General features: G+C 72.2%; 16 protein-coding genes and 1 tRNA gene. 14 read left to right on the top strand and 3 right to left on the bottom strand.

What is annotated here, in order from left to right:
- The first annotated feature begins 8 nt into the window (after positions 1–8).
- Positions 9–506, top strand: coding sequence for an HNH endonuclease (locus tag ABXS86_RS15955; protein ID WP_353665102.1), 498 nt, complete (start codon positions 9–11; stop codon positions 504–506).
- A gap of 34 nt (positions 507–540) precedes the next feature.
- Here the strand turns inward: ABXS86_RS15955 and ABXS86_RS15960 are convergent, their stop codons facing one another.
- Positions 541–1,380 carry a helix-turn-helix transcriptional regulator gene (locus ABXS86_RS15960; RefSeq protein WP_353665103.1) on the bottom strand — a complete coding sequence of 280 codons (840 nt, stop codon included), beginning with the start codon at positions 1,378–1,380 and terminating at the stop codon, positions 541–543.
- A gap of 101 nt (positions 1,381–1,481) precedes the next feature.
- On the opposite strand from ABXS86_RS15960, the gene ABXS86_RS15965 reads away from it, so the two are divergent.
- The 5 genes from ABXS86_RS15965 to ABXS86_RS15985 all read left to right on the top strand — a co-directional run bounded on the left by ABXS86_RS15965 (position 1,482) and on the right by ABXS86_RS15985 (position 9,732).
- On the top strand, positions 1,482–2,162 hold the full coding sequence (locus ABXS86_RS15965; protein ID WP_353665104.1) for an SDR family NAD(P)-dependent oxidoreductase: 681 nt from the start codon (positions 1,482–1,484) through the stop codon (positions 2,160–2,162).
- A gap of 127 nt (positions 2,163–2,289) precedes the next feature.
- A complete protein-coding gene (locus ABXS86_RS15970; protein WP_154097498.1) occupies positions 2,290–3,006 on the top strand; it encodes a hypothetical protein in 717 nt (238 codons plus the stop codon).
- Entirely contained in the window at positions 3,006–4,550 is a 1,545-nt protein-coding gene (locus ABXS86_RS15975; RefSeq protein ID WP_353665105.1) for a DNA polymerase Y family protein, read from the top strand. The genes ABXS86_RS15970 and ABXS86_RS15975 overlap by 1 nt, the downstream gene beginning before the upstream one ends.
- Before the next feature lie 72 nt (positions 4,551–4,622).
- Positions 4,623–8,141, top strand: a complete 3,519-nt coding sequence (locus ABXS86_RS15980; protein WP_353665106.1) for an error-prone DNA polymerase — start codon at positions 4,623–4,625, stop codon at positions 8,139–8,141.
- Positions 8,142–8,205: 64 nt separating this feature from the next.
- A complete protein-coding gene (locus ABXS86_RS15985; protein WP_353665107.1) occupies positions 8,206–9,732 on the top strand; it encodes a DUF2510 domain-containing protein in 1,527 nt (508 codons plus the stop codon).
- A gap of 122 nt (positions 9,733–9,854) precedes the next feature.
- On the opposite strand, the gene coaBC is transcribed toward ABXS86_RS15985, so the two are convergent.
- A complete protein-coding gene (gene coaBC / locus ABXS86_RS15990) occupies positions 9,855–11,066 on the bottom strand; it encodes a bifunctional phosphopantothenoylcysteine decarboxylase/phosphopantothenate--cysteine ligase CoaBC (protein WP_353665108.1) in 1,212 nt (403 codons plus the stop codon).
- A gap of 225 nt (positions 11,067–11,291) precedes the next feature.
- On the opposite strand from coaBC, the gene ABXS86_RS15995 reads away from it, so the two are divergent.
- The 8 genes from ABXS86_RS15995 to ABXS86_RS16030 all read left to right on the top strand — a co-directional run bounded on the left by ABXS86_RS15995 (position 11,292) and on the right by ABXS86_RS16030 (position 20,243).
- Positions 11,292–12,077, top strand: a complete 786-nt coding sequence (locus tag ABXS86_RS15995; protein WP_353665109.1) for an NRDE family protein — start codon at positions 11,292–11,294, stop codon at positions 12,075–12,077.
- A gap of 14 nt (positions 12,078–12,091) precedes the next feature.
- A tRNA-Arg gene (locus tag ABXS86_RS16000) sits at positions 12,092–12,164 on the top strand.
- Positions 12,165–12,509: 345 nt separating this feature from the next.
- Positions 12,510–13,700 carry a thiolase family protein gene (locus ABXS86_RS16005; protein ID WP_353665110.1) on the top strand — a complete coding sequence of 397 codons (1,191 nt, stop codon included), beginning with the start codon at positions 12,510–12,512 and terminating at the stop codon, positions 13,698–13,700.
- A 733-nt stretch (positions 13,701–14,433) separates the two neighbouring features.
- Positions 14,434–15,153: an enoyl-CoA hydratase/isomerase family protein gene (locus ABXS86_RS16010; protein ID WP_353666256.1), complete on the top strand. Its 720-nt coding sequence runs from the start codon at positions 14,434–14,436 to the stop codon at positions 15,151–15,153.
- Entirely contained in the window at positions 15,150–16,070 is a 921-nt protein-coding gene (locus tag ABXS86_RS16015) for a 3-hydroxyacyl-CoA dehydrogenase family protein (protein WP_353665111.1), read from the top strand. The genes ABXS86_RS16010 and ABXS86_RS16015 overlap by 4 nt, the downstream gene beginning before the upstream one ends.
- Positions 16,067–18,124 (top strand): phenylacetic acid degradation bifunctional protein PaaZ, encoded by a 2,058-nt coding sequence (gene paaZ / locus ABXS86_RS16020; protein ID WP_353665112.1) that lies wholly within the window; start codon positions 16,067–16,069, stop codon positions 18,122–18,124. The genes ABXS86_RS16015 and paaZ overlap by 4 nt, the downstream gene beginning before the upstream one ends.
- Complete coding sequence (gene paaI, locus ABXS86_RS16025; RefSeq protein WP_353665113.1) at positions 18,121–18,936, top strand: hydroxyphenylacetyl-CoA thioesterase PaaI; 816 nt, start codon at positions 18,121–18,123, stop codon at positions 18,934–18,936. The genes paaZ and paaI overlap by 4 nt, the downstream gene beginning before the upstream one ends.
- On the top strand, positions 18,933–20,243 hold the full coding sequence (locus ABXS86_RS16030) for an AMP-binding protein (RefSeq protein WP_307212831.1): 1,311 nt from the start codon (positions 18,933–18,935) through the stop codon (positions 20,241–20,243). Before paaI ends, ABXS86_RS16030 begins: the two co-directional genes overlap by 4 nt.
- 311 nt (positions 20,244–20,554) lie before the next feature.
- Here ABXS86_RS16030 and ABXS86_RS16035 read toward each other — a convergent pair whose 3' ends face one another.
- Entirely contained in the window at positions 20,555–21,217 is a 663-nt protein-coding gene (locus ABXS86_RS16035) for an HAD family hydrolase (protein WP_353665114.1), read from the bottom strand.
- Positions 21,218–21,305 lie beyond the last annotated feature (88 nt).

A 21,305-nucleotide genomic window follows, 5' to 3' on the forward strand; every position in this document is an offset into this window, starting at 1 on the left:
GAAACGGAATGCGCACACTGGTGCTGAACGCGGGCTACGAGCCCCTCGCGGTCGTGTCGTTCAAGCGAGCCCTCGTGCTCGTGATGAACGAGAAGGCCATCGTCGTCGAACGCATCGAGGAAGACCCCGTCTGGGCGGCCGCGGGCGAGTACGATCGCCCGGCCGTGATCATCCTCACCCGCTACGTGCGGGTTCCGGGAGCCCGTCGCGTCCCCGTCACACGCCGCGGCGTGCTGCGGCGCGACGCCCACCGGTGCGGGTACTGCGGAAAGGCGGCATCGACCATCGACCACGTCATGCCCCGCTCGCGCGGCGGCAAGGACACGTGGGAGAACCTCGTGGCCTGCTGCCTGGCCTGCAACAACATCAAGGGCGACCGCACCCCGCAGGAGATGCGGTGGGAGCTCCGGCTCGTTCCGGCGCCCCCGCACGGCTCCTCGTGGACCGTTCGCGGCGTCGACAAGAGCGACCCGCGGTGGGAGCCGTACCTGGCGTTGGCGGCCTGAGCGCAGCATCCGGGATCATCCACTCCCCGAACGCTCAGGCGTGCAGGGGAGCGAGGTCTTGCAGACCGGTCACACGCAGGAGATCGAGGCGGTCGGCATCCGGAGTGCCCGGGGCCACCGTGTAGACCACGACGCGCAGGTCGCTGCCCGGCACGCTGAGCACGTCGCAGTCGACCTCGATCTCGCCGACCGCCGTGCGCACGCGCTTGCGGCTGCTGCGGTGCTCGGCGATGTGGGCGGAATCCCACCGGCGCTCGAACTCCGGCGAGTCGCGGCGCAGGCGCGCGACGAGGTCGGCGAGCGAGCGGTCGGCGGGGTACCGACCGAGCGCCGAGCGCAGATCGGCCACGAGGTCGCGGGCGAACTCCTCGTCGTGCACGGCATCCCACGCGATCCCCTCGTGGCCCTGCGTGAAGTGACGCCAGACGACGTTGCGCTCGAGCCCGGGGCGCCGGAGGGGATCGCCGTCGAACGCGGCCCAGAGGGAGTTCCACAGCAGGAGGTCGTGCGCGGCGGTGAAGACCGCGAGGGGCACGTCGGTGAGGCGATCGACCAATCGCTGGACGCCCGGGGTGATGTGCCGGGGCACGAGGCCCCGCGGGGGAGGAGCGCTGCCGGCGACCCGGAACAGGTGGTCGCGTTCGGCCTCGGTGAGACGCAGCGCCGTCGCGAGGGCGCCGAGCATCTGCCCCGACGGATGGGTCGCCCGCCCCTGCTCGAGGCGCACGACGTAATCGACGCTCACCCCGGCGAGGGCGGCGAGCTCCTCGCGGCGCAGGCCCTGCGTGCGGCGCCCGGGTCCGGCGGGGAGGCCGACCTCCTCGGGTCGGACGCGCTCGCGCCACGACCGCAGGACACTGGCGAACTCGCTCATCCCCCCATCATGGTCCCGTGCGCGCCGGGGATCCTGGTACCGGTGGACCCCCCGTCGTCCCGTACCTTGGGCGCCAGCGACGGCGGGCGCAGGATGAGGTCATGACGACGACACTCATCACCGGAGCAAACCGCAGCCTGGGCCTGGAGACCGCCCGGCGCCTCATCGACGCCGGCCACACGGTCTACGCCGGCATGCGCGACCTCGCCACGGGCGACGACGTCCGGGCGCTCGGCGCTCACGCCGTGCAGCTCGACGTGACCGACCAGGCGAGCGTGGACGCCGCGTTCGCCACCCTTCCCGCCCTCGACGTGCTCGTGAACAACGCGGGCGTGCTCGGCACCTCCCACGGCGTCGACGACCTCGACGTCGCGGCGATGACCGAGGTGTTCGACACGAACGTGATGGCCGTGGTGCGCGTGACCCAGGCGGCCCTGCCGCTGCTGCGCCGCTCGGCCAGCCCGGTCATCGTCAACGTGGCCTCCGGAGTCGGGTTCACCCGATGGCTGACGACGCCGGGGCACGACGAGTTCGGCGTTCCGTCGATTCCCTACGCGGCGTCGAAGGCCGCCGTGATCGCCCTGACGGTGCAGTACGCGAAGAACCTGCCCGAGATGCGGGTGAACGCCTCCGACCCGGGATACACGGCGACGGCGTTCAACGGTTTCGGCGGTCACCAGACGATCACCGAGGGGACGGATGCCACCGTCGCCCTGGCCCTGATCGATCGCGACGGTCCGAGCGGGGAGTTCCACGACCGCACCGGGCGGATCGCGTACTGAGGGCACGCGGGGTGCGGGCGGGGTGCGATACCCGCTCGGGGTCGATGTCGGAGGTCGATCGTATCTTCGAGCCACAGGGATTGAGGCGATAGAACAGATGTTCTAACCTGTGGGAGTGAGGGCGATCATGCGGGACCAGGTACAGGCCGTACCCGACATCCATGCGCTGCGCGATCGCCTCGAGCGCATGCAGGGGCGGCGCATGGACGCCCCGGTGCTGCCGACCCATCCCGCGTTCACCTCGCTGCTGCCCGGCGGGGGGCTCCGGTCGGGGTCGGCGTACTCCCTCGCCCGTTCCGCCTCGTTGCTCTTGGCGCTCATGGCGCGCCCCTCGCAGGACGGCGCCTGGTGCGGGGTCATCGGCATGCCCGAGCTCGGTGCCGAGGCGGCGGAGAAGTACGGGCTCGACCTCGATCGGCTCGTGTTCATCCCCGACCCCGGGCCGCGCTGGCTCGCGGTGACGGCGACGATCACCGAGGTGTTGCCGGTCGTCGCCGTCCGGCCCCCGGCCGGCTCCTCCGCCGCACGCGGGGGCGCCGAGACCACGCGCCTGGCCGCGCGTCTGCGCGATCGCGGGTCGGTGCTGCTCGTGCAGGGGGAGTGGCCCCAGGCCGAGGCGGTCATCGACGTGGCCGACCCCCGATGGTCGGGTCTCGGGCAGGGCCACGGGTACCTGGCGGGTCGTGAGCTGACGGTGTCGGTAAGCAGCCGCCGTTCGCCGAACGCACGGCGGGCCCGCATGCTGCTCCCCGCCGCCGACGGGTCGATCGAGCTTCTGGGCGCCCCCGCCGAGCGGCTCGTCCCGCGCGAACGCGACGCCTTCCGTGCGCGGGCGGTCGGCTGATGCAGGCGCCCACGCGCAGCCTGGTGCTGTGGTTCCCCGACTGGCCCATCACGGCGTTCGCGCACGAGGCCACCACCCCGCCGAAGCCGGATGCCGCGGTGGCGGTGTTCGCCAACAACCTCGTCGTCGCCTGCTCGTGGGCTGCCCGCGCGCAGGGCGTGCGCCGCGGGCAGAAGCGTCGCGACGCCCAGGCGCTGTGCCCGTCGTTGCAGGTGGTGGCGGCCGATCCCGTCCGCGATGCGCGGGCGTTCGCCCCCGTCGTCGCGCGGATCGAAGAGCGGGCGCCCGGCGTGCAGATCGTGCGGCCCGGTCTGTGCGCGCTGCGGTCCCGAGGGCCGGCGCGGTACTACGGCGGCGAGGCCGAGGCGGCGCGCATGTTCATCCGCCTGCTCGACGACGAGGGGTTCTCCGGGGTGCGGGCGAGCGTGGCCGACGGCGTGTTCACGGCCGAGCACGCGGCACGGTCCGCCGCCGCGGACGACCCGGTGCGTATCGTCGCGCCCGGAGATGCGGGGGTGTTCCTCGCGCCCCTGTCGATCGCCACGCTCGACGACGACGAATTCGGCAGCCTCCTCTCGCGCTTGGGCGTGCACACGCTGGGCGCTCTCGCAGCTCTCCCCGTCGAGCGGGTGCGCGAGCGCTTCGGCGAACGCGGCGTGCGGTTGCACGCCCTGGCCGCGGGGCTCGACTCCCAACCGGTGCAGCCGCGCACGCCCCCGCCCGAGCTGCACCGCGAAGTGGCGTTCGAACCCCCGCTCGAGCTCGCCGACCAGATCGCGTTCGGCATGCGCGTCGCGGCCGAGGAGTTCATCGCGCAGCTGGGAGCGCACGATCTGGTGTGCACCGAACTGCGGGTCGTGCTCACGGGCGAGCGAGGTGAGCGCAGCGAACGCGTATGGCTGCACCCCGGGTCGTTCGACGCCGCCGGTGTCGTCGATCGCGTGCGCTGGCAGTTGGCCGAAGACGCCCAGGGCATCTTCGGCAGCGGGGTGGCCGGGGTGCACATCGAGCCCGAAGCCGTCGACGCCGCCGCCCATCACGCCAAGGGGCTGTTCGGCGCCGGCCCCGACGAGCGCGTGCACCACGCCCTCTCGCGTGTGCAGGCCATGCTCGGCCACCGCGGGGTGGTGACCCCCGTCATCGGCGGCGGGCGCTGGCTCGCCGAGCGTCAGGTGCTCGTGCCGTGGGGCGACAGGGCGATCACCGCGAAAGATCGCGCGCGTCCATGGCCGGGCAGTCTCCCCGACCCCCTGCCGGCCGTCGTCTACCCCGAACCCCGGCCGGTCGGCGTCACCGACATCGCCGGCGCCTCCGTCACGGTGGGCGAGCGCGACGTGCTCAGCGCTCCGCCGGCGATGCTCGAGACCGCCGGGCAACGCCGCCGCATCAGCGAGTGGGCAGGTCCGTGGCCCATCAGCGAACGCGGGTGGGACCCCCTGCGCGCGCGGCGCGCCCACCGCTTCCAGGTGGTCGACACAGATGGCGGCGCGTGGCTGCTGGTGGTCGAAGAGGGCGAATGGCGAGCGGAGGGGCGTTATGACTGAGGGTCGATCCGTCCCGGCCCGGCCCGCGGGGCGTGTCGCGGCCGCCCGGTCGCGCGAGGCAGGGATGCGCTGATGGGCTGGAACAACCCCCCGGTGAAGTGGTCGGAGCTCGAGCGCATGCTCAGCGACGCCCGACGTCCGACCGGCACGCCGACCAACGGCGACGGCGGAGACAGCCCGGCCTGGTCGCACAAGCGCGGCGCCTACGTGCCGCCGTCGATCGAGCGCCCCGCCGACGCCGTGCCCTACGCCGAGTTGCACGCGCACTCGTCGTACTCGTTCCTCGACGGCGCCTCCTCACCCGAAGAACTCGTCGAAGAGGCCGAGCGCCTCGGCCTGCATGCGCTCGCCCTCACCGATCACGACGGCTTCTACGGGATCGTCCGCTTCGCCGAGGCGGCCGAGGCCCGAGCGGTCAAGACGGTGTTCGGGGCGGAACTGTCCCTCGGGCTCACCGGCCCGCAGAACGGCGAGGCCGACCCCGAAGGATCCCACCTGCTCGTGCTCGCCCGCCGAGAAGAGGGGTATCACCGCCTGGCCGCCGCGATCACCCACGCGCAACTCACCGGTGCCGAGAAGGGGCGTCCCGTCTACGACCTCGAAGACCTCGCCGCGCGCGCTGGCGGGCCGGAGGACTCGCACTGGGCGGTGCTCACCGGATGCCGCAAGGGCGCGGTGCGCCAGGCGCTGGCATCCGAGGGCCCCACCGGCGCCGCCCGCGAACTCGACACCCTGGTGCGGTTGTTCGGCCCCGGGTCTGTCTACGTCGAGCTCATCGACCAAGGCGACCCGCTCGATTCGCGTCGCAACGACGTGCTGGCCGCTCTCGCCGCAGAGAGAGGGCTCCCGACGCTCGCGACGAACAACGTGCACTACGCGGCCCCGCAGAAGCAGCTGCTCGCCGCCGCGGTGGCCGCGGTACGGGCGAACCGGGGCCTGGACGAGCTCGACGGGTGGCTTCCCTCGCACGCGGGCGCGCATCTGCGCTCGGGGGTCGAGATGGCGGCGCGCTTCGCCCGGTACCCGGGGGCGGTGGCGCGGACGGTGACGCTCGCCGACGAGATCGCCTTCCCGCTGCGTCGGGCCAAGCCCGCACTGCCGAAGCAGAAGGTGCCCGAGGGGCACACGCCCATGTCGTGGCTGCGTCATCTGGTGTGGGAGGCCGTGCCCCGCAAGTACCCGAATCTGTCCGACGACGATCGACGGCGCATCGAGCGCGAGCTCGAGGTCATCGAGATGAAGGACTTCCCGGGCTACTTCCTCATCGTCTACGGCATCGTGGCCGAGGCGCGGCGGCGCGGCATCCTGTGCCAGGGGCGCGGCTCGGCGGCCAACAGTGCCGTCTGCTACCTGCTCGACATCACCGCCGTCGACTCGATCTTCTACAAGCTGCCGTTCGAACGGTTCCTGTCGAGCCTGCGCGACGAGGAGCCCGACATCGACGTCGACTTCGACTCCGACCGTCGCGAAGAGATCATCCAGTGGGTCTACGGCGAATACGGACGCGAGCGGGCGGCGCAGGTCGCGAACGTCATCCAGTACCGCCCCAAGAACGCGGTGCGCGACATGGCGCGCGCGCTCGGGCACTCCCCGGGGCAGCAGGACGCCTGGTCGAAGCAGGTCGAGCGCTGGGGAGCGACGCTCGAGTCGGGAGCCGACCACGACATCCCCGACCAGGTCATCGAGTTCGCCTCCGAGCTGCTCAAAGCCCCCCGGCACCTCGGCATCCACTCCGGGGGCATGGTGCTGACCGATCGACCGGTGGGCGAGGTCGTGCCCATCGAGCACGCCCGCATGGAGAACCGCACGGTGATCCAGTGGGACAAAGACGACGCCGCGTGGATGGGGCTGGTGAAGTTCGACCTGCTGGGACTGGGCATGCTCGCGGCGCTGCAGTACTGCTTCGACCTGATCCGCGACGCCACGGGCGAGTCCTGGGAGTTGTCGACGCTGCCGAAAGAAGAGAAGGCGGTGTACGACATGCTCTGCCGGGCGGACTCGATCGGGGTGTTCCAGGTGGAGTCCCGCGCCCAGATGGGGTTGCTGCCGCGCCTGCAGCCGCGCAAGTTCTACGACCTGGTCGTGCAGATCGCGCTCATCCGCCCCGGGCCCATCCAGGGTGGGGCCGTGCACCCGTTCGTGCGGCGCAAGCTCGGGCAAGAACCCATCACCTATGTGCACCCCAAGCTCGAACCGGTGCTCGCGCGCACGATGGGCGTGCCGGTGTTCCAGGAGCAGCTCATGCAGATGGCCGTCGCCATCGGCAACTGCTCGGCCGAAGACGCCGACCTCTTGCGTCGGGCGATGGGGTCCAAGCGCGGGCTCGAGCGCATCGACTCCCTGCGCGAGACGCTCTACGCCGGCATGGCCGAGAACGGCCTGGTCGGGCAGGTCGCCGACGAGCTGTACGCCAAGATCCAGGCGTTCGCCAACTTCGGGTTCGCGGAGTCGCACTCGCTGTCGTTCGCTCTGCTCGTGTACGCCAGCTCGTGGATCAAGCTGCACTACCCGGCGGCCTTCCTCGCGGGACTCCTGCGCGCGCAGCCCATGGGCTTCTACTCGCCGGCGACGCTCACCGCCGACGCACGTCGACACGGCGTGGTCGTGCGCCGCCCCGATTTGCTGCATTCGGGGGTCGAGGCGACGCTCGAGGCCGTCGACGGGGCGGAGGCGAGCACAGGGGCGAGCGCTCGCGCGGGGGTGCGGTTCGAGGCGGCACCGGATGCCGCGACGAGAGCGGCGTCGGAGGGGATCAGCGGTACCGCCGCCCGCGGTCGGCCCGCACCGACCGGGCTCGACGCGTGCGCGCACGCGGAGCAGCCGCCCACCGGGGAGTTCGATCCGTCGGAACCCGATGAGACGCTCGCGCACCGGCGGGACGGCGGATTCACCGTGCGACTCGGACTCGCGGGGGTCACCGGTATCGGCGCCAAGGTGGCTCAGCGCATCGTCGCCGAGCGCGAGCGAAACGGCGCCTACCGCGACCTGCGCGATCTCGTGCGGCGCACGGGGCTGGTCACCGCCCAACTCGAGGCCCTCGCCACGGCAGGCGCTTTCGAGAGCCTCGGGCACACGCGCCGCGAGGCGATCTGGTTGTCGGGTTCGGCGGCCCTGGACCGCCCCGAGTTCTTGCCCGACTCCCTCGTGGCCGTGCAGCCTCCGCTGTTCACCGACCCGTCGAGCTACGAGATCCTCGCGTCCGACCTCTGGGCGACAGGGCTCTCCGCCGACGATCATCCGATGACGCACTTCCGTTCCGCCCTCGATGCGCGCGGTGTGCTCACCTCCCGCGAGCTGCGCACCTTCGAGACCGATCGGCGCATCGAGGTGGCAGGGCTCGTCACCCATCGTCAGCGGCCGGCCACGGCATCCGGGATCACCTTCCTCAACCTCGAAGACGAGCACGGGCTCATGAACATCATCTGCTCGGTCGGAGTGTGGAACAGGTACCGGCGCGTGGCGCGCGAGTCGCCCGCCCTGATCGTGCGGGGCATGCTCGAGCGCTCGGTCGAGGGGGTGACGAACGTGGTGGCCGACGGATTCACCGATCTGCGCGTCGGTGTCGCCCACGCCTCGCGCGACTTCCGGTGACGTCGGAGGGCCTCACTAGACTCGGGCCCACCGTGGTTCGTTCCGACCAGACAGGGAAAACGACATGACCGACACTCCCACTCCGCCCGACGGCTGGTACCCCGACCCCGCCGGAGGCGGCGGGCTGCGCCGCTGGAACGGCACCTCCTGGACCGACGAGGTGCGCTCCGCCGACGGCGCGTCGAGCGCCTCGACGCAGGGGGCGGATGCCGTCGCACACGACGACCACGCGAATGCGGCCGTCGCCGGCGACGTTGCCGAGCACGACGCCGCCGGTCACGACGCTGCCGGCGATTTTGCCGAGCACGATGCTGCCGGTCGCGATGCCGCCGGCGATGTCGCCGGGCGCGACGCTGCCGGTCACGATGCTCCCGGCGATGTCGCCGGTCACGATGCTGTCGGTCACGATGCTCCCGGTCACGACGCAGCCGGCGATGTCGCCGGTCACGATGCCGTCGGTCACGACGCAGCTGGCGATGTCGTCGAGCACGATGCTGTCGGTCACGATGCCGTCGGTCACGACGCCTTCAGCCACGACGACGCGGTCGGCCACGATGCTGCTGGACACGACGCGGTCGGCGCTGCTGCCGGTCTCGACGCCGCCGGGTACGGCACCGACGGTCACGGCGAGCACCACGTGGCGGCGGAGTCGCACGAATCGGATGCCGACGGGGTGCAGCCGGATCCGCTCGGCGCGGCCGACCGCCAGGCGTCCGTCGAGGCGCCGGGCGAGACGCGTGCGCACGAGTCGGCTCAGACACACGGCTCGAGCGGTGCTGCTGCGGCGGCTGCCGCTGCCGGCGCGGTCGGGGGAGCTGCCGCAGCGGGAGTCGCCTCGGCCCACGGTGCCTCCACGGACTCCGGCGCAGCGTCCGGTTCGGGTGCCGCACCCGGATACGGCGCGGCCGCCGGCTCGGGCGCGACTCCGGGGTACGGCGCGACGCCGGCATCCGCTCCCGCCTACGGTTCGACGCCCGCCCCCGGCTCGACGCCCGGCTACGGCTCGACCCCCGCGTACAGCTCGGCACCCGGATACCAGAACGCCCCTGCCTACCCCGCCTCGACGTCCGCTGGCTACGACGCCGCCCCGCGCCGCGACATCAAGACCAACACCGTCTGGATCTGGCTGATCGTCGCGCTGCCGCTGGTGAGCGTGCTCGGGCTGTTCCTCTTCGACTGGGGATCGTTCATCCGCGACTCGGTCTACGCCGACATGGCCTCCGGCGGAATGGGCGGCACCTCGATGACCAGCTCGCTGGTCAGCATCGTCGCGAGCGTCGTGAGCCTCCTGATCACCGCGCTGACCGTGGTGTTCGCCTTCCTCGACTGGCGTCAGCTCCGTGCGCGAGGCGTGGACCGTCCGTTCCACTGGGCGTGGATCTTCACGGTCCTGGCCATCGGCACCGGCCTTGTCTACGTCATCGGTCGTGGCGTGGTGCTGCGTCGCCGCACCGGTTCGGGACTCGCGCCGGTCTGGGCCGCCATCGCGGTCACGGTCGTCTCGCTCATCCTCGGCAGCGTGTGGCTCGTCATGATCCTGAGCCAGGTGTTCGCGGTCATTCAGGAGCTGCAGTACATGTACGGCTACTGACGCACCACCGCCCGGGGCCGGACTCGCCGAAAGGCGGGCCCGGCCTCGGTCGCGTGTGGCCCCACGCGCGCCACTTCGCCGCGGCCGCGATCAGGCCGCCTCCGGACGCGTGCCGAGCGGGCTCAGCCCGTCTGCCCCGCCCGCGCCGTCAGCACCGCATCGAGCAGGGCGTGCGCCGTGTCGTCCTTCGATCCCGCCACCTCGGCGACCACGGTTCCGTCGCGGTCCACGATCACCAGGGCGTTCCGCGTCGATTCGAAACCCTGCGTCCACCCGACCGCGTTCGCGGCCAACAGGTCGACGCCCTTGCGTGCGGCCTTCGCCCGGGCGCGTTCGAGCAGTTCGGCATCGCCGCTCACGGTTTCCGCGGCGAACGCGACGATCGTCTGCCCCGCGCGGCGGTTCGCGACCAGCCCCGCCACGACGTCGCGGTTCTCGCGCAGCTCGAGGGTCAGAGCGCCGGGGGAGTCCTGCTTGCGCAACTTGGTGTCCGACACCGACGCGACGGAGTAGTCCGCGACCGCGGCCGCCATGACGATGACGTCGGCCTCGAGGGCAGCGGCATCCATCGCCCGTCCGAGCTCGTCGGCCGTTCCCACCCCGACGACCTCGATGCCCGGTCCGGGCCGCACGACGCCGTCGAGATGAGCGGCGACGAGGGTCACGCGCGCCCCGCGCTCGGCGGCGGCGTGGGCGATCGCCACACCCTGGCGGCCACTCGACCGATTGCCGAGGAAACGCACGGGATCGATCGGCTCGCGAGTGCCGCCCGCGCTCACGACGACCGCCAGACCCTCGAGGTCTCCCGAACGCGCGACGAGGGCGAGGGCGGCCGAGGCGATCTCTTCGGGCTCCGACATGCGACCCGGACCCGAGTCGCCTCCCGTGAGCACGCCGTCGGCGGGCCCCACGACGTGGACGCCCCGCGCACGCAGCACCTCCATGTTGTGCACGGTCGCCGGATGCCGCCACATCTCGGCGTGCATCGCCGGCGCCACCACGACGGGAGCGGTCGTCGCCAGCAGCGTCGTGCCGAGGAGGTCGGATGCCAATCCCGCCGCCATCGACGCCAGGGTGTTCGCGGTCGCGGGGGCCACGATGACGAGGTCGGCCGACTGGCCGAGCGAGACGTGCCGCACCTTCGCGACGTCGTCGTGCACCGAGGTGGTCACGGGATTGCGGCTCAGCGCCTCCCACGTCGGCAGTCCGACGAACCGCAGCGCGTCGGCGGTCGGGACCACGTGCACGTCGTGCCCGGCCTTCACCAGCAGCCGCACGAGGCTCACGGTCTTGTAGGCGGCGATTCCCCCGGTGACTCCGACGACGACGAACATCGCCCCAGTCTCCCAGGTCGCATCCGCCGTCGGGAGCGCGTCACCAGAACAGGAGATGTCACGGAAACAGGCTGTTACAGCGCCGATCGTCCTGTTCCGGTGACTCCTCCTGTTCTCGTAACGTCGCGGGTGCGTGAGCGGCGACGATGCGCGTGCGGCGGCGCTCACGGCGGGAGCTCACGCGCGAACGGCCCCGCCCCTCCGCCAGCGAGTAGCGTTGACGGAATGTGCACGGTCGTGATCGACGTCCCCCACCGCGCGGGTGAGCCCGTGCGTCTCCTCGCCGTCCGCGACGAGGACCGCGATCGTCCGTGGCGGGGCCTTGGCGCCTGGTGGCCCGAGCGTCCGGGCGTTCTGGGTGTGCGCGACGACCGCGCCGGCGGCGCCTGGCTGGCCGTCGACCCCGACGCCTCGCGCCTCGCGGTGCTCCTCAACCGCGAAGACCTCTCGGCCCGTCGCGACGACGAGGTGGTGAGCCGGGGGAGCATCCCCCTCGATGCGGTCGGCGCCGGCATCCCGGACGCTCCTCTCACGCGCGGCTTCAACCTCGTCGAGGTCGACGCGCACGGCGCGCACCTCGTCGAGTGGGACGGCTTCGAAGCCCGCCGCACGCGCCTCGCGCCCGGGACCCACATGATCGCCCACCACGCGGTCGACGACCCCGGCACCCCGCGCATCGCGCGCTGGCTCGAGGCGTTCCGCGATGCGGGCCTCGCCGAGGGATCGGAATGGTGGATGCCGTGGCTCGACGTCGTCGAGGCCTCCACCGTCGACCCGTCGGCATCGGTGCTGCGGCGCGACGAGCACGACGGGCACGTGCTCGAGTCGCTGTTGGTATGTGCGGCGACGATCGGTCCGGCCGGCGTCGAGCTGAGCCAAGCGACCCCCGCCGAGCCGGGGACTTGGGACGACGGTCTCATCGCGGGCCTGCGACACGGCATCCGCCCGCTTTCCTCCGACGACTCGGGGGCCGGGTCGCGCGCGACGGCCTCGCCCCGCACCGCGCAGTAGGCTGGAAAAGCCCCGCCTCCGTAGCTCAGGGGATAGAGCGCCGCACTCCTAACGCGGGCGTCGCAGGTTCGAATCCTGTCGGGGGCACCGTTGTTTCTCGCCGCGGGCGCTCGCCGCCGGCGTCGTCTGCGCGGTCGCGCCGCGGGAGGAGATTCGTTCGCCGGAGGATCTCGCGGGCCGGGTAGGTCCTCCCGTGCCCGATCATCCTCCGCTGCCCGAACTGCCCCCGCGGGCCGCCGCGCGGGCGCCGGGGACGTACCGCGATCGGATGATCCCGAGTGTCGATCACGACGGCCGCCCCCGCATCACCCCTCGGCACCCGCCCGTTGCCTCCTCGTGCTCCGTCGTGGCATGATTACTGAACGATCGGTCGGAAAACCTCGCAGGCGAGGTGGACGGGCCCCGCCAGAGTCGGCGGGGGAGAGGAAGACGATGGCGGACGCGTTTCTCATCGGCGGTGCGCGCACCCCGGTCGGGCGGTACGGCGGGACTCTGGCGTCCGTTCGTCCCGACGACCTCGCGGCCCTCGTCGTCGCCGAGGCGGTGGCCCGCGCGGGCGTTCCCGGCGAGGCGATCGACGAGGTGATCCTCGGTGCCGCGAACCAGGCGGGGGAGGACAACCGCAACGTCGCCCGCATGGCCGTGCTGCTCGCGGGGCTTCCCGACAGCATCCCGGGTCTCACCGTCAACCGCCTCTGCGCCTCGGGCATGAGCGCGATCGCGCTCGCCGCGCAGGCCGTGCGCGCGGGAGACGCCGACCTCATCGTGGCCGGCGGCGTCGAGTCGATGACCCGCGCGCCCTGGGTGCAGGCGAAGCCCGAGAAGGCGTGGGCGAAGCCCGGGGCGGCGTTCGACACCTCGATCGGCTGGCGCTTCACCAACCCGCGTCTCGCCGCGAGCGACAAGGCCACCTTCTCGATGCCCGAGACGGCCGAAGAGGTCGCTCGCCTCGACGGGATCTCGCGGGCGGATGCCGACGCCTTCGCGCTGCGCAGCCACGAGCGAGCGATCGCCGCCCAGGATGCCGGTCGGTTCGCGGGCGAGATCGTCGCCGTCGACACCGGTCGGGGCGTCGTCGACACCGACGAAGGTCCGCGCCGCGACACCTCGATCGACGCGCTGGCGAGGCTCAAGCCGGTCGTGAAGGACCGCGAGGTCGTCACCGCGGGCAACTCCAGCTCGCTCAACGACGGGGCTTCGGCCCTTCTCGTCGCGAGCGCCGAAGCCGTCGAGCGGTACGGACTCCGGCCGCGGGCGCGGATCGTCGCGCACGCCTCCGCCGCTCTCGCTCCCGAGATCATGGGGCTCGGCCCCGTGCCGGCGACCGAGAAGGCCTTCGCGAAGGCCGGGCTCTCGGCATCCGACCTCGGCGCCGTCGAACTCAACGAGGCCTTCGCCTCGCAGTCGCTCGCGTGCATGCGCCGCCTCGGGCTCGACCCCGAGATCGTCAACGCCGATGGAGGGGCGATCGCGCTGGGGCATCCGCTGGGGTCGAGCGGCTCGCGGCTCCTCGTGACGCTGCTCGGGCGCCTCGAGCGCGAAAGCGCGCGGTACGGACTTGCGACGATGTGCGTCGGCGTCGGCCAGGGCACCGCGATGATCGTGGAGCGGATCGATGGCTGAGTCGCGCACGTCGGCCGCATCGGCCCAGGTCCCTGCGTCCACCGAGGTCCCTGCGCACACCCAGGCCCCTGCGTCCACCCAGGTCCCTGAGCCCACCCAGGTCCCTGAGCCTGTCGAAGGGACCGGTACCCGCGACGCCCGGGGGCCGGGGGCTTCGACAGGCTCAGCCACCGGCGCGCCGGGTTCAGCCACCTCCGTCACGCCGGCCCCTGCGTCCGCCCAGGTCCCTGAGCCTGTCGAAGGGACCGGTACCCGCGACGCCCGGGGGCCGGGGGCTTCGACAGGCTCAGCCACCGGCGCGCCGGGTTCAGCCACCTCCGTCACGCCGGCCCCTGCGTCCGCCCAGGTCCCTGAGCCTGTCGAAGGGACCGGTACCCGCGACGCCCGGGGGCCGGGGGCTTCGACAGGCTCAGCCACCGGCGCACGCGGATCAGCCACCGGCGCGCCGGGTTCAGCTCCCTCCGTCACGCCGGCCCCTGCGTCCGCCCAGGTCCCTGAGCCTGTCGAAGGGACCAGTACCCGCGACGCCCGGGGGCCGGGGGCTTCGACAGGCTCAGCCACCGGCGCGCCGGGTTCAGCCACCTCCGTCACGCCGGCCCCTGCGTCCACTCAGGTCCCTGAGCCTGTCGAAGGGACCGGTACCCGCGACGCCCGGGGGCCGGGGGCTTCGACAGGCTCAGCCACCGGCGCACGCGGATCAGCCACCGGCGCGCCGGGGTCAGCGCGCCTCCGCATCGACGCCGCCGACGACCGCGTCGTCGCCACCCTCGACCGCCCCGGCGTGCGCAACGCGATCGATCAGGCCATGGTCGACGAGCTGCACGCCCTGTGCGCCGAGCTCGAGGCGGATCCCCGCACGCTCATCGTCACCGGTGCGGGCGGGATCTTCGCCGCGGGAGCCGACATCGCCCAGCTGCGCGAGCGCACGGGCGACGACGCGCGACGCGGCATCAACGCGACGGTGTTCGATCGCATCCGGCACCTCCCGATGCCCGTGATCGCCGCGGTCGACGGCTTCGCACTGGGCGGGGGAGCCGAGCTCGCCTACGCGGCCGACATCCGCCTCGGCACCCCGCGCGTGCGCTTCGGCAATCCCGAGCCGGGCCTCGGCATCATCGCCGCCGCCGGTGCCTCGTGGCGACTGCCCGAGATCGTCGGCCACGCCCGCGCGAGCGAGCTGCTGCTCACCGCGCGCGTGATCGACGCCGACGAGGCCCTCTCCTGGGGGCTGCTGTCGAGCGTGCACGAGCCCGACGACCTGCTGCCCGCCGCGCACGTGGTCGCCGATCGCATCGCCGCGAACTCGGTGCGCGCGACGATCCTGACCAAGCGCGCGCTGCTCGCGCCCCGCGCCGACCACCCCGCGATCGACGGCGAGCTGCAGGCCGAGCTCTTCGACAGCGCCGACAAGCGCGCCCGCATGACCGCGTTCCTCGAGAGGAGGAAGAAGTGACCCTTCCCGAGACCACGTCTCCCTCCCGCGCCGGTACCGCCGCCGCGCCCGACTCCACGGCCGTCGAAGCCACGGCATCCGTCCCCGCCGTCGTCGGGGTACTCGGCGGAGGCCGCATGGGCGCCGGGATCGCCCACGCGTTCCTGCTCGCCGGAGCCCGCGTTCACGTCGTCGAGCGCGACGGGGCCGCCGCCGCCCAGGCGCGGGAGCGCGTCGAGACCGCCCTGGCGCGCTCGGCCGAAAGGGGCACGCGGATCCCGGATGCCGACTCCCTCACCACCGGTGTCGACTCAGAGGCGTTCGCCGAGGCGGGCCTCGTGATCGAGGCCGTTCCCGAGGATCGCGACCTCAAGCTCGACGCCCTCACGCGGATCGAGGAAGCTGTGCAGGGCGATGCGGTCGTGGCATCCAACACCTCCTCCATCTCGATCGACGCGCTCGCCGCCTCGCTCGCCCGCCCCGACAGGTTCCTCGGTCTGCACTTCTTCAACCCCGTGCCCGCCTCGGGCCTCGTCGAAGTGGTGACGGGGGATGCCACCACTGCCGCGGTCGTCACGCGAGCGACCCAGTGGGTCGAGGCGATCGGCAAGACCGCCGTGGTCGTCCGCGACGCGCCGGGCTTCGCGTCGAGCCGCCTGGGGGTCGCACTCGGGCTCGAGGCGATCCGCATGCTCGAGGAGGGCGTGGCCACCGCGCACGACATCGACACCGCGATGGAGCTGGGCTACCGGCATCCGATGGGGCCCCTCCGCACCACCGACATCGTCGGGCTCGATGTGCGCCTCGGCATCGCCGAAGAGCTCGAGCGCGCGTTCGGCGTGCGTTTCACCCCGCCCGCTTTGCTGCGCGACCTCGTCGCCCAGGGGCACCTGGGCCGCAAGACCGGCCGCGGATTCTACGAATGGAGCGCCTCATGACCTTCCTCCCCAGCTACGTGAACGGCGCCTGGTGGGCCCCCGAGAGCGACCCCGATGCGGCGATCGTGCGCGACGCCTCGACGGGTGACGAGATCGTGCGCGTCAGCACGCGCGGGCTCGATCTCGCGGCAGCCGTCGCCTTCGCGCGCGAGACGGGGCAGAAGAGCATCGGCGCGCTGACCTTCCACCAGCGCGCGATGGTGCTGAAGAACCTCGCGATCGCGCTGAACGAGCGCCGCGAAGAGCTCTACGCCCTCTCGGAGCGCTCCGGCTCGACCCGCCGTGACTCCCTCAGCGACGTCGACGGCGGCATCGGCGTGCTGTTCACCTTCTCGTCGAAGGCGCGGCGCGAGCTGCCCGCTGGAAAGGTCGTGCTCGACGGACCGATCGAGCCGCTGTCGAAGGACGGCTCGTTCCTCGGCCGGCACGTCTACACGCGCCTGCCGGGCGTCGCGGTGCAGATCAACGCCTTCAACTTCCCGATGTGGGGCGCGCTCGAGAAGTTCGCCCCGGCCTTCCTCGCCGGGCTCCCCACGATCGTCAAGCCCGCGACCCCCACGGCCTACGTCGCCGAGGCGTGGGTGCGCATGGTCGTCGAGACCGGCCTGTTGCCCGAGGGATCGCTGCAGCTGGTGAGCGGGAGCGTCCCGGGCCTGTTCGACCTGCTCGACCTGGGCGACACGGTCGGGTTCACCGGCAGCGCCTCGACCGCCGAGCGCCTGCGCGCCCAGGCGAAGCCCGGCGTGCGGTTCACGAGCGAGACCGACTCGATCAACGCCTCGATCCTCGGCCCCGACGCCACCCCCGGCACCCTCGAGTTCGACGCCTACGTCAAACAGCTGCTGGTCGAGCTCACGACCAAGGCGGGTCAGAAGTGCACGGCGATCCGCCGCGCGATCGTGCCGACGGGCATGACGGATGCCGTGGCTCAGGCCCTGCGCGACAAGATCGCCGAGCGCGTGGTCATCGGCGACCCGCGCGCCGAGGGCGTGACGATGGGACCGGTCGTCTCGATCGCCCAGCGCGACGAGGTGCTGCGGCAGGTCCGGGCCCTCACCGACGCCGGCGGGCGGTTCGTGGTCGGATCGGCCGAGGCACCCGAGGGAGTGCCCGTCGACGGGGCGTTCCTGCAGCCGATGCTGCTCGCCTTCGCGGATGCCGCGACCCCGGCCGTCAACGACATCGAGGCGTTCGGCCCGGTCGCGAGCATCGTCGAATACGCCGACGTCGCCGAGGCCGCCACCATCGTGGGACGCGGCGGGGGGTCGCTCGTCACCAGCGTCGCCACCCACGACCCCGACGTGGCGACCGAGCTGCTCACCCGCATGGGTGCGATGAACGGACGCGTCCTCTTCCTCGACCGCGACGACGCCCGCACCTCGACCGGGCACGGCGCCCCCGTGCCGCACCTCGTGCACGGCGGCCCCGGCCGCGCCGGCGGCGGCGAGGAGCTCGGCGGCATCCGCTCGGTGCTCCATTACATGCAGCGCACCGCGATCCAGGGCTCGCCCCGCATGCTCACCGCGTTGACCGGGGTGTGGCATCCGGGAGCCGAGACCGACTCCGCCGGTGTCCACCCGTTCCGCAAACCCCTCTCGGATCTTCGGATCGGGGATGCCGTGGAATCGGCCGAACGCGAAGTCACCCTCGACGACATCGAGGTGTTCGCCAACTTCACCGGCGACACGTTCTACGCGCACATGGACGAGGAATCCGCGGCGGCGAACCCCTTCTTCCCGGGCCGCGTCGCGCACGGATACCTGCTCGTGTCGTGGGCGGCGGGACTGTTCGTCGACCCCGCGCCTGGCCCGGTGCTGGCGAACTCGGGGCTCGAGAACCTGCGCTTCGTCACTCCCGTCTCACCCGGCGACCGCATCCGCGTCGCCCTGACGGCGAAGCAGATCACCCCGCGCGAGACCGACGAGTACGGCGAGGTGCGGTGGGATGCCGTGATCCGCAACCAGAACGACGAGCTCGTCGCGCAATACGACGTGCTCACGCTCGTGGCCAAGACGTGGGCGCCCGCTCCTCGGCCGGCCGGGGTGCTCGCATGAGCCTGCGGCCGATGATGCGCAACGACAACGCCTCGCGCATGCTCGGCATGGTCGTCGAGCACGACGCGCCGGGGGAGTCCCGCGTGTCGATGACCGTGCGCGACGACATGCTCAATGGCTTCGCGATCACCCACGGCGGACTCGTCTTCACCCTCGCCGACACGGCCTTCGCGATCGCGTGCAACGAAGACGAACGGGTCACGGTCGCCGGCGGCGCCGACATCACGTTCTTGAAGTCGACGATCGCGGGGCAAACGCTCACCGCGACCGCCGCCCGCCGCGCGCGCAGCGGCCGGACGGGCCTGTACGACATCCGCGTGACCGATGAGACGGGCGACCTCGTCGCCGAGGTGCGCGGCCGCAGCATCACGACGGATCGCCGGCCGCCGGCGCCGGTGGCTGAGCCTGTCGAAGCCGCGGGCGTTCAGCAGGCCCCGGTCCCTTCGACAGGCTCAGGGACCTCGGTTTCGCGCGGAAGCGAGGTTTCGCCGGTGGCTGAGCCTGTCGAAGCCCCGGGCGTTCAGCAGGCCCCGGTCCCTTCGGCAGGCTCAGGGACCTCGGTTTCGCCGGCGGCTGAGCCTGTCGAAGCCGCGGGCGTTCAGCAGGCCCCGGTCCCTTCGACAGGCTCAGGGACTTCGATTTCGCGCGGAAGCGAGGTTTCGCCGGTGGCTGAGCCTGTCGAAGCCGCGGGCGTTCAGCGTGGGCCGGTCCCTTCGACAGGCTCAGGGACCTCGGATGGCTCCGGGACCTCGACAACCAACCCCGCCCCCGAGCGCGACGAGGCGCTCACGACCACGGAGGTGTCCCGATGACCCTGACCGCCGCATCGCGCCCCGACTTCCTGGCATCCGTCGATCCGACCGCGATCCCGCTCGAGAGCCTGCGCGCGCTGCAGCTCGAGCGGCTGCAGTGGACCGTGCGCCACGCCTACGAGAACGTCGCGCTGTACCGGCGCAAGTTCGACGAGGCCGGCGTCGGCCCCGACGACATCCGCAGCCTCGACGACATCCGCCTGCTGCCCTTCACGACCAAGGCCGACCTGCGCGAGACCTACCCCTTCGGCATGTTCGCGGTGCCGATGGCCGACGTCCGCCGCATCCACGCCTCGTCGGGCACGACCGGCCGCCCCACCGTCGTCGGCTACACCGCGGGCGACCTCGACCGGTGGGCCGACCTCGTCGCGCGTTCGCTGAGCGCCGCCGGCATCCGCGCCGGAGATCGCGTGCACAACGCCTACGGCTACGGCCTGTTCACCGGCGGCCTCGGAGCACACGCGGGCATCGAGCGCCTCGGCGCGACCGTGATCCCGATGTCGGGCGGGCAGACCGCGCGACAGGCGCAGCTCATCCAGGACTTCGAGCCGGATGCCATCCTGTGCACGCCCAGCTATCTCCTGACGATCGCCGACGCGCTCGAGGCGGCCGGCGTCGACCCGCGCTCGACCTCTCTGAGGGTCGCAGTGCTCGGCGCTGAGCCGTGGACGAACGAGATGCGTCACGAGATCGAGCGTCGCCTCGACCTCGTCGCGGTCGACATCTACGGCCTGAGCGAGGTGATGGGTCCGGGCGTGGCATCCGAGAGCGCCCTCACCAAGGACGGTCCGCACATCTGGGAAGACCACTTCCTCCCCGAGACGATCGACGGCGAGAGCGGAGAGCCCGTCGGCGACGGCGAGCTGGGCGAGCTGGTGTTCACCTCTCTCACGAAGGAGGCGTTCCCGGTCATCCGCTACCGCACCCGCGACCTCACCCGGCTGCAGCCCGGCTCGGCGTTCCCGGCGATGCGGCGCATCGAGAAGATCACCGGCCGCAACGACGACATGATCATCCTGCGCGGCGTGAACCTCTTCCCGACGCAGATCGAGGAGATCGTGCTGGGCATCGAGAAGCTCACCCCGCACTTCGTGCTCGAGCTGCGTCGAGAAGGACGAATGGATGCCATGACCGTGCGCATCGAGCGGCATCCGGCCCTCGACCGCGAGGTGTGCGAGGCCGCCGGCGTCGTGCTGCAGCAGCGCATCAAGGTGCTGATCGGCACGACCGTCGACGTGCGCGTCGAGGAGCCGGGAGTGCTGCCCCGCAGCGAGGGCAAGTACAAGCGCGTGTACGACCTGCGCTGAGAGCCGGGGCGCGCCGGCCCGGCGGGTCGGGCGGGATGCGCCGCGCCTCTCGGGCACAACGCAGGAGATCGGGAGGCTCCGCCCGAGTCGACCGCCGGGGTTGGCGGGATCGGGCTCGCCGCGCCGCCGTTTCTCCTGCGTTGCGGCCCGGCCCGCGATGCGGCCTCCCCGACGCGGCTCGACGAAGGGGCCTCGCGCCCGCGCGCCCAGGACGCACCGCTTCGTCGAGGACGCACCCGTCGGGCTTCAATCGGGTGCGTCCTCGACGACCGCGTGCGGTCTCGCCGATGCGGCGGTGGCCGCGCGGCGCCTCAGCCTTCCGCGAGCGCGAGGGGCGTGCCGTCGAGCCCGTCGATGAGGTCGCGGAGGCTGTCGAAGACGCTTTCGGCCCCGGCATCCGTCAGCTCTTCTCGGGAGAAGCCGCCGGTTCGGACGGCGATCGTGGGAACGGATGCCTTCGAGGCGGCGATCGCATCCCAGGGGGAGTCGCCGATCATGACGCCGCGTGCGCCCGAGACCCGTGCGAGCGCGGTCTGCACCAGATCCGGTGCGGGCTTGCTGGCCTCCACGTCGTCGGACGTCGTCCACGCGTCCGCGAGCTCGCGCGCATCGAGCAGATCGAGGAAGTGCTCGACGTGGTCCTTCTTGCCCGAGCTCGCCAGCACGACACGGAAACCCCGCTCTTTGACGGCCAGGAGCAGGTCGTGCGCGCCGTCGAACGGGCGGACCTCGTCGATGAAGGGGGAGATCTCCTCGCTCCAGGCGTCGCGCAGGGCGTCGCCGTGCTCGCGCTCGACGGCGTCGCCCACGAGCGCGGGGACGAGCTGGTCGCCGCCCTTGCCGATCGAGCGGTGGATGCGCCAGACCGGCAGAACGAGGTCGAAGCGCCGGAACGCGCGGTACCACGCGAGTGCGTGCTGGTAGTTGGTGTCGACGAGGGTGCCGTCGACGTCGAAGATCGCAGTGTCGGCCATGACCCCACTCCATCCGGTCGGAGATCGAGGGTCACGGCCGTTGCGGCTCGTGCGTCCCCCGGCTACACTTTTACTGAACGATCGGTCT

Source organism: Microbacterium sp. che218 (assembly GCF_040436305.1).
Lineage (GTDB): Bacteria > Actinomycetota > Actinomycetes > Actinomycetales > Microbacteriaceae > Microbacterium > Microbacterium algihabitans.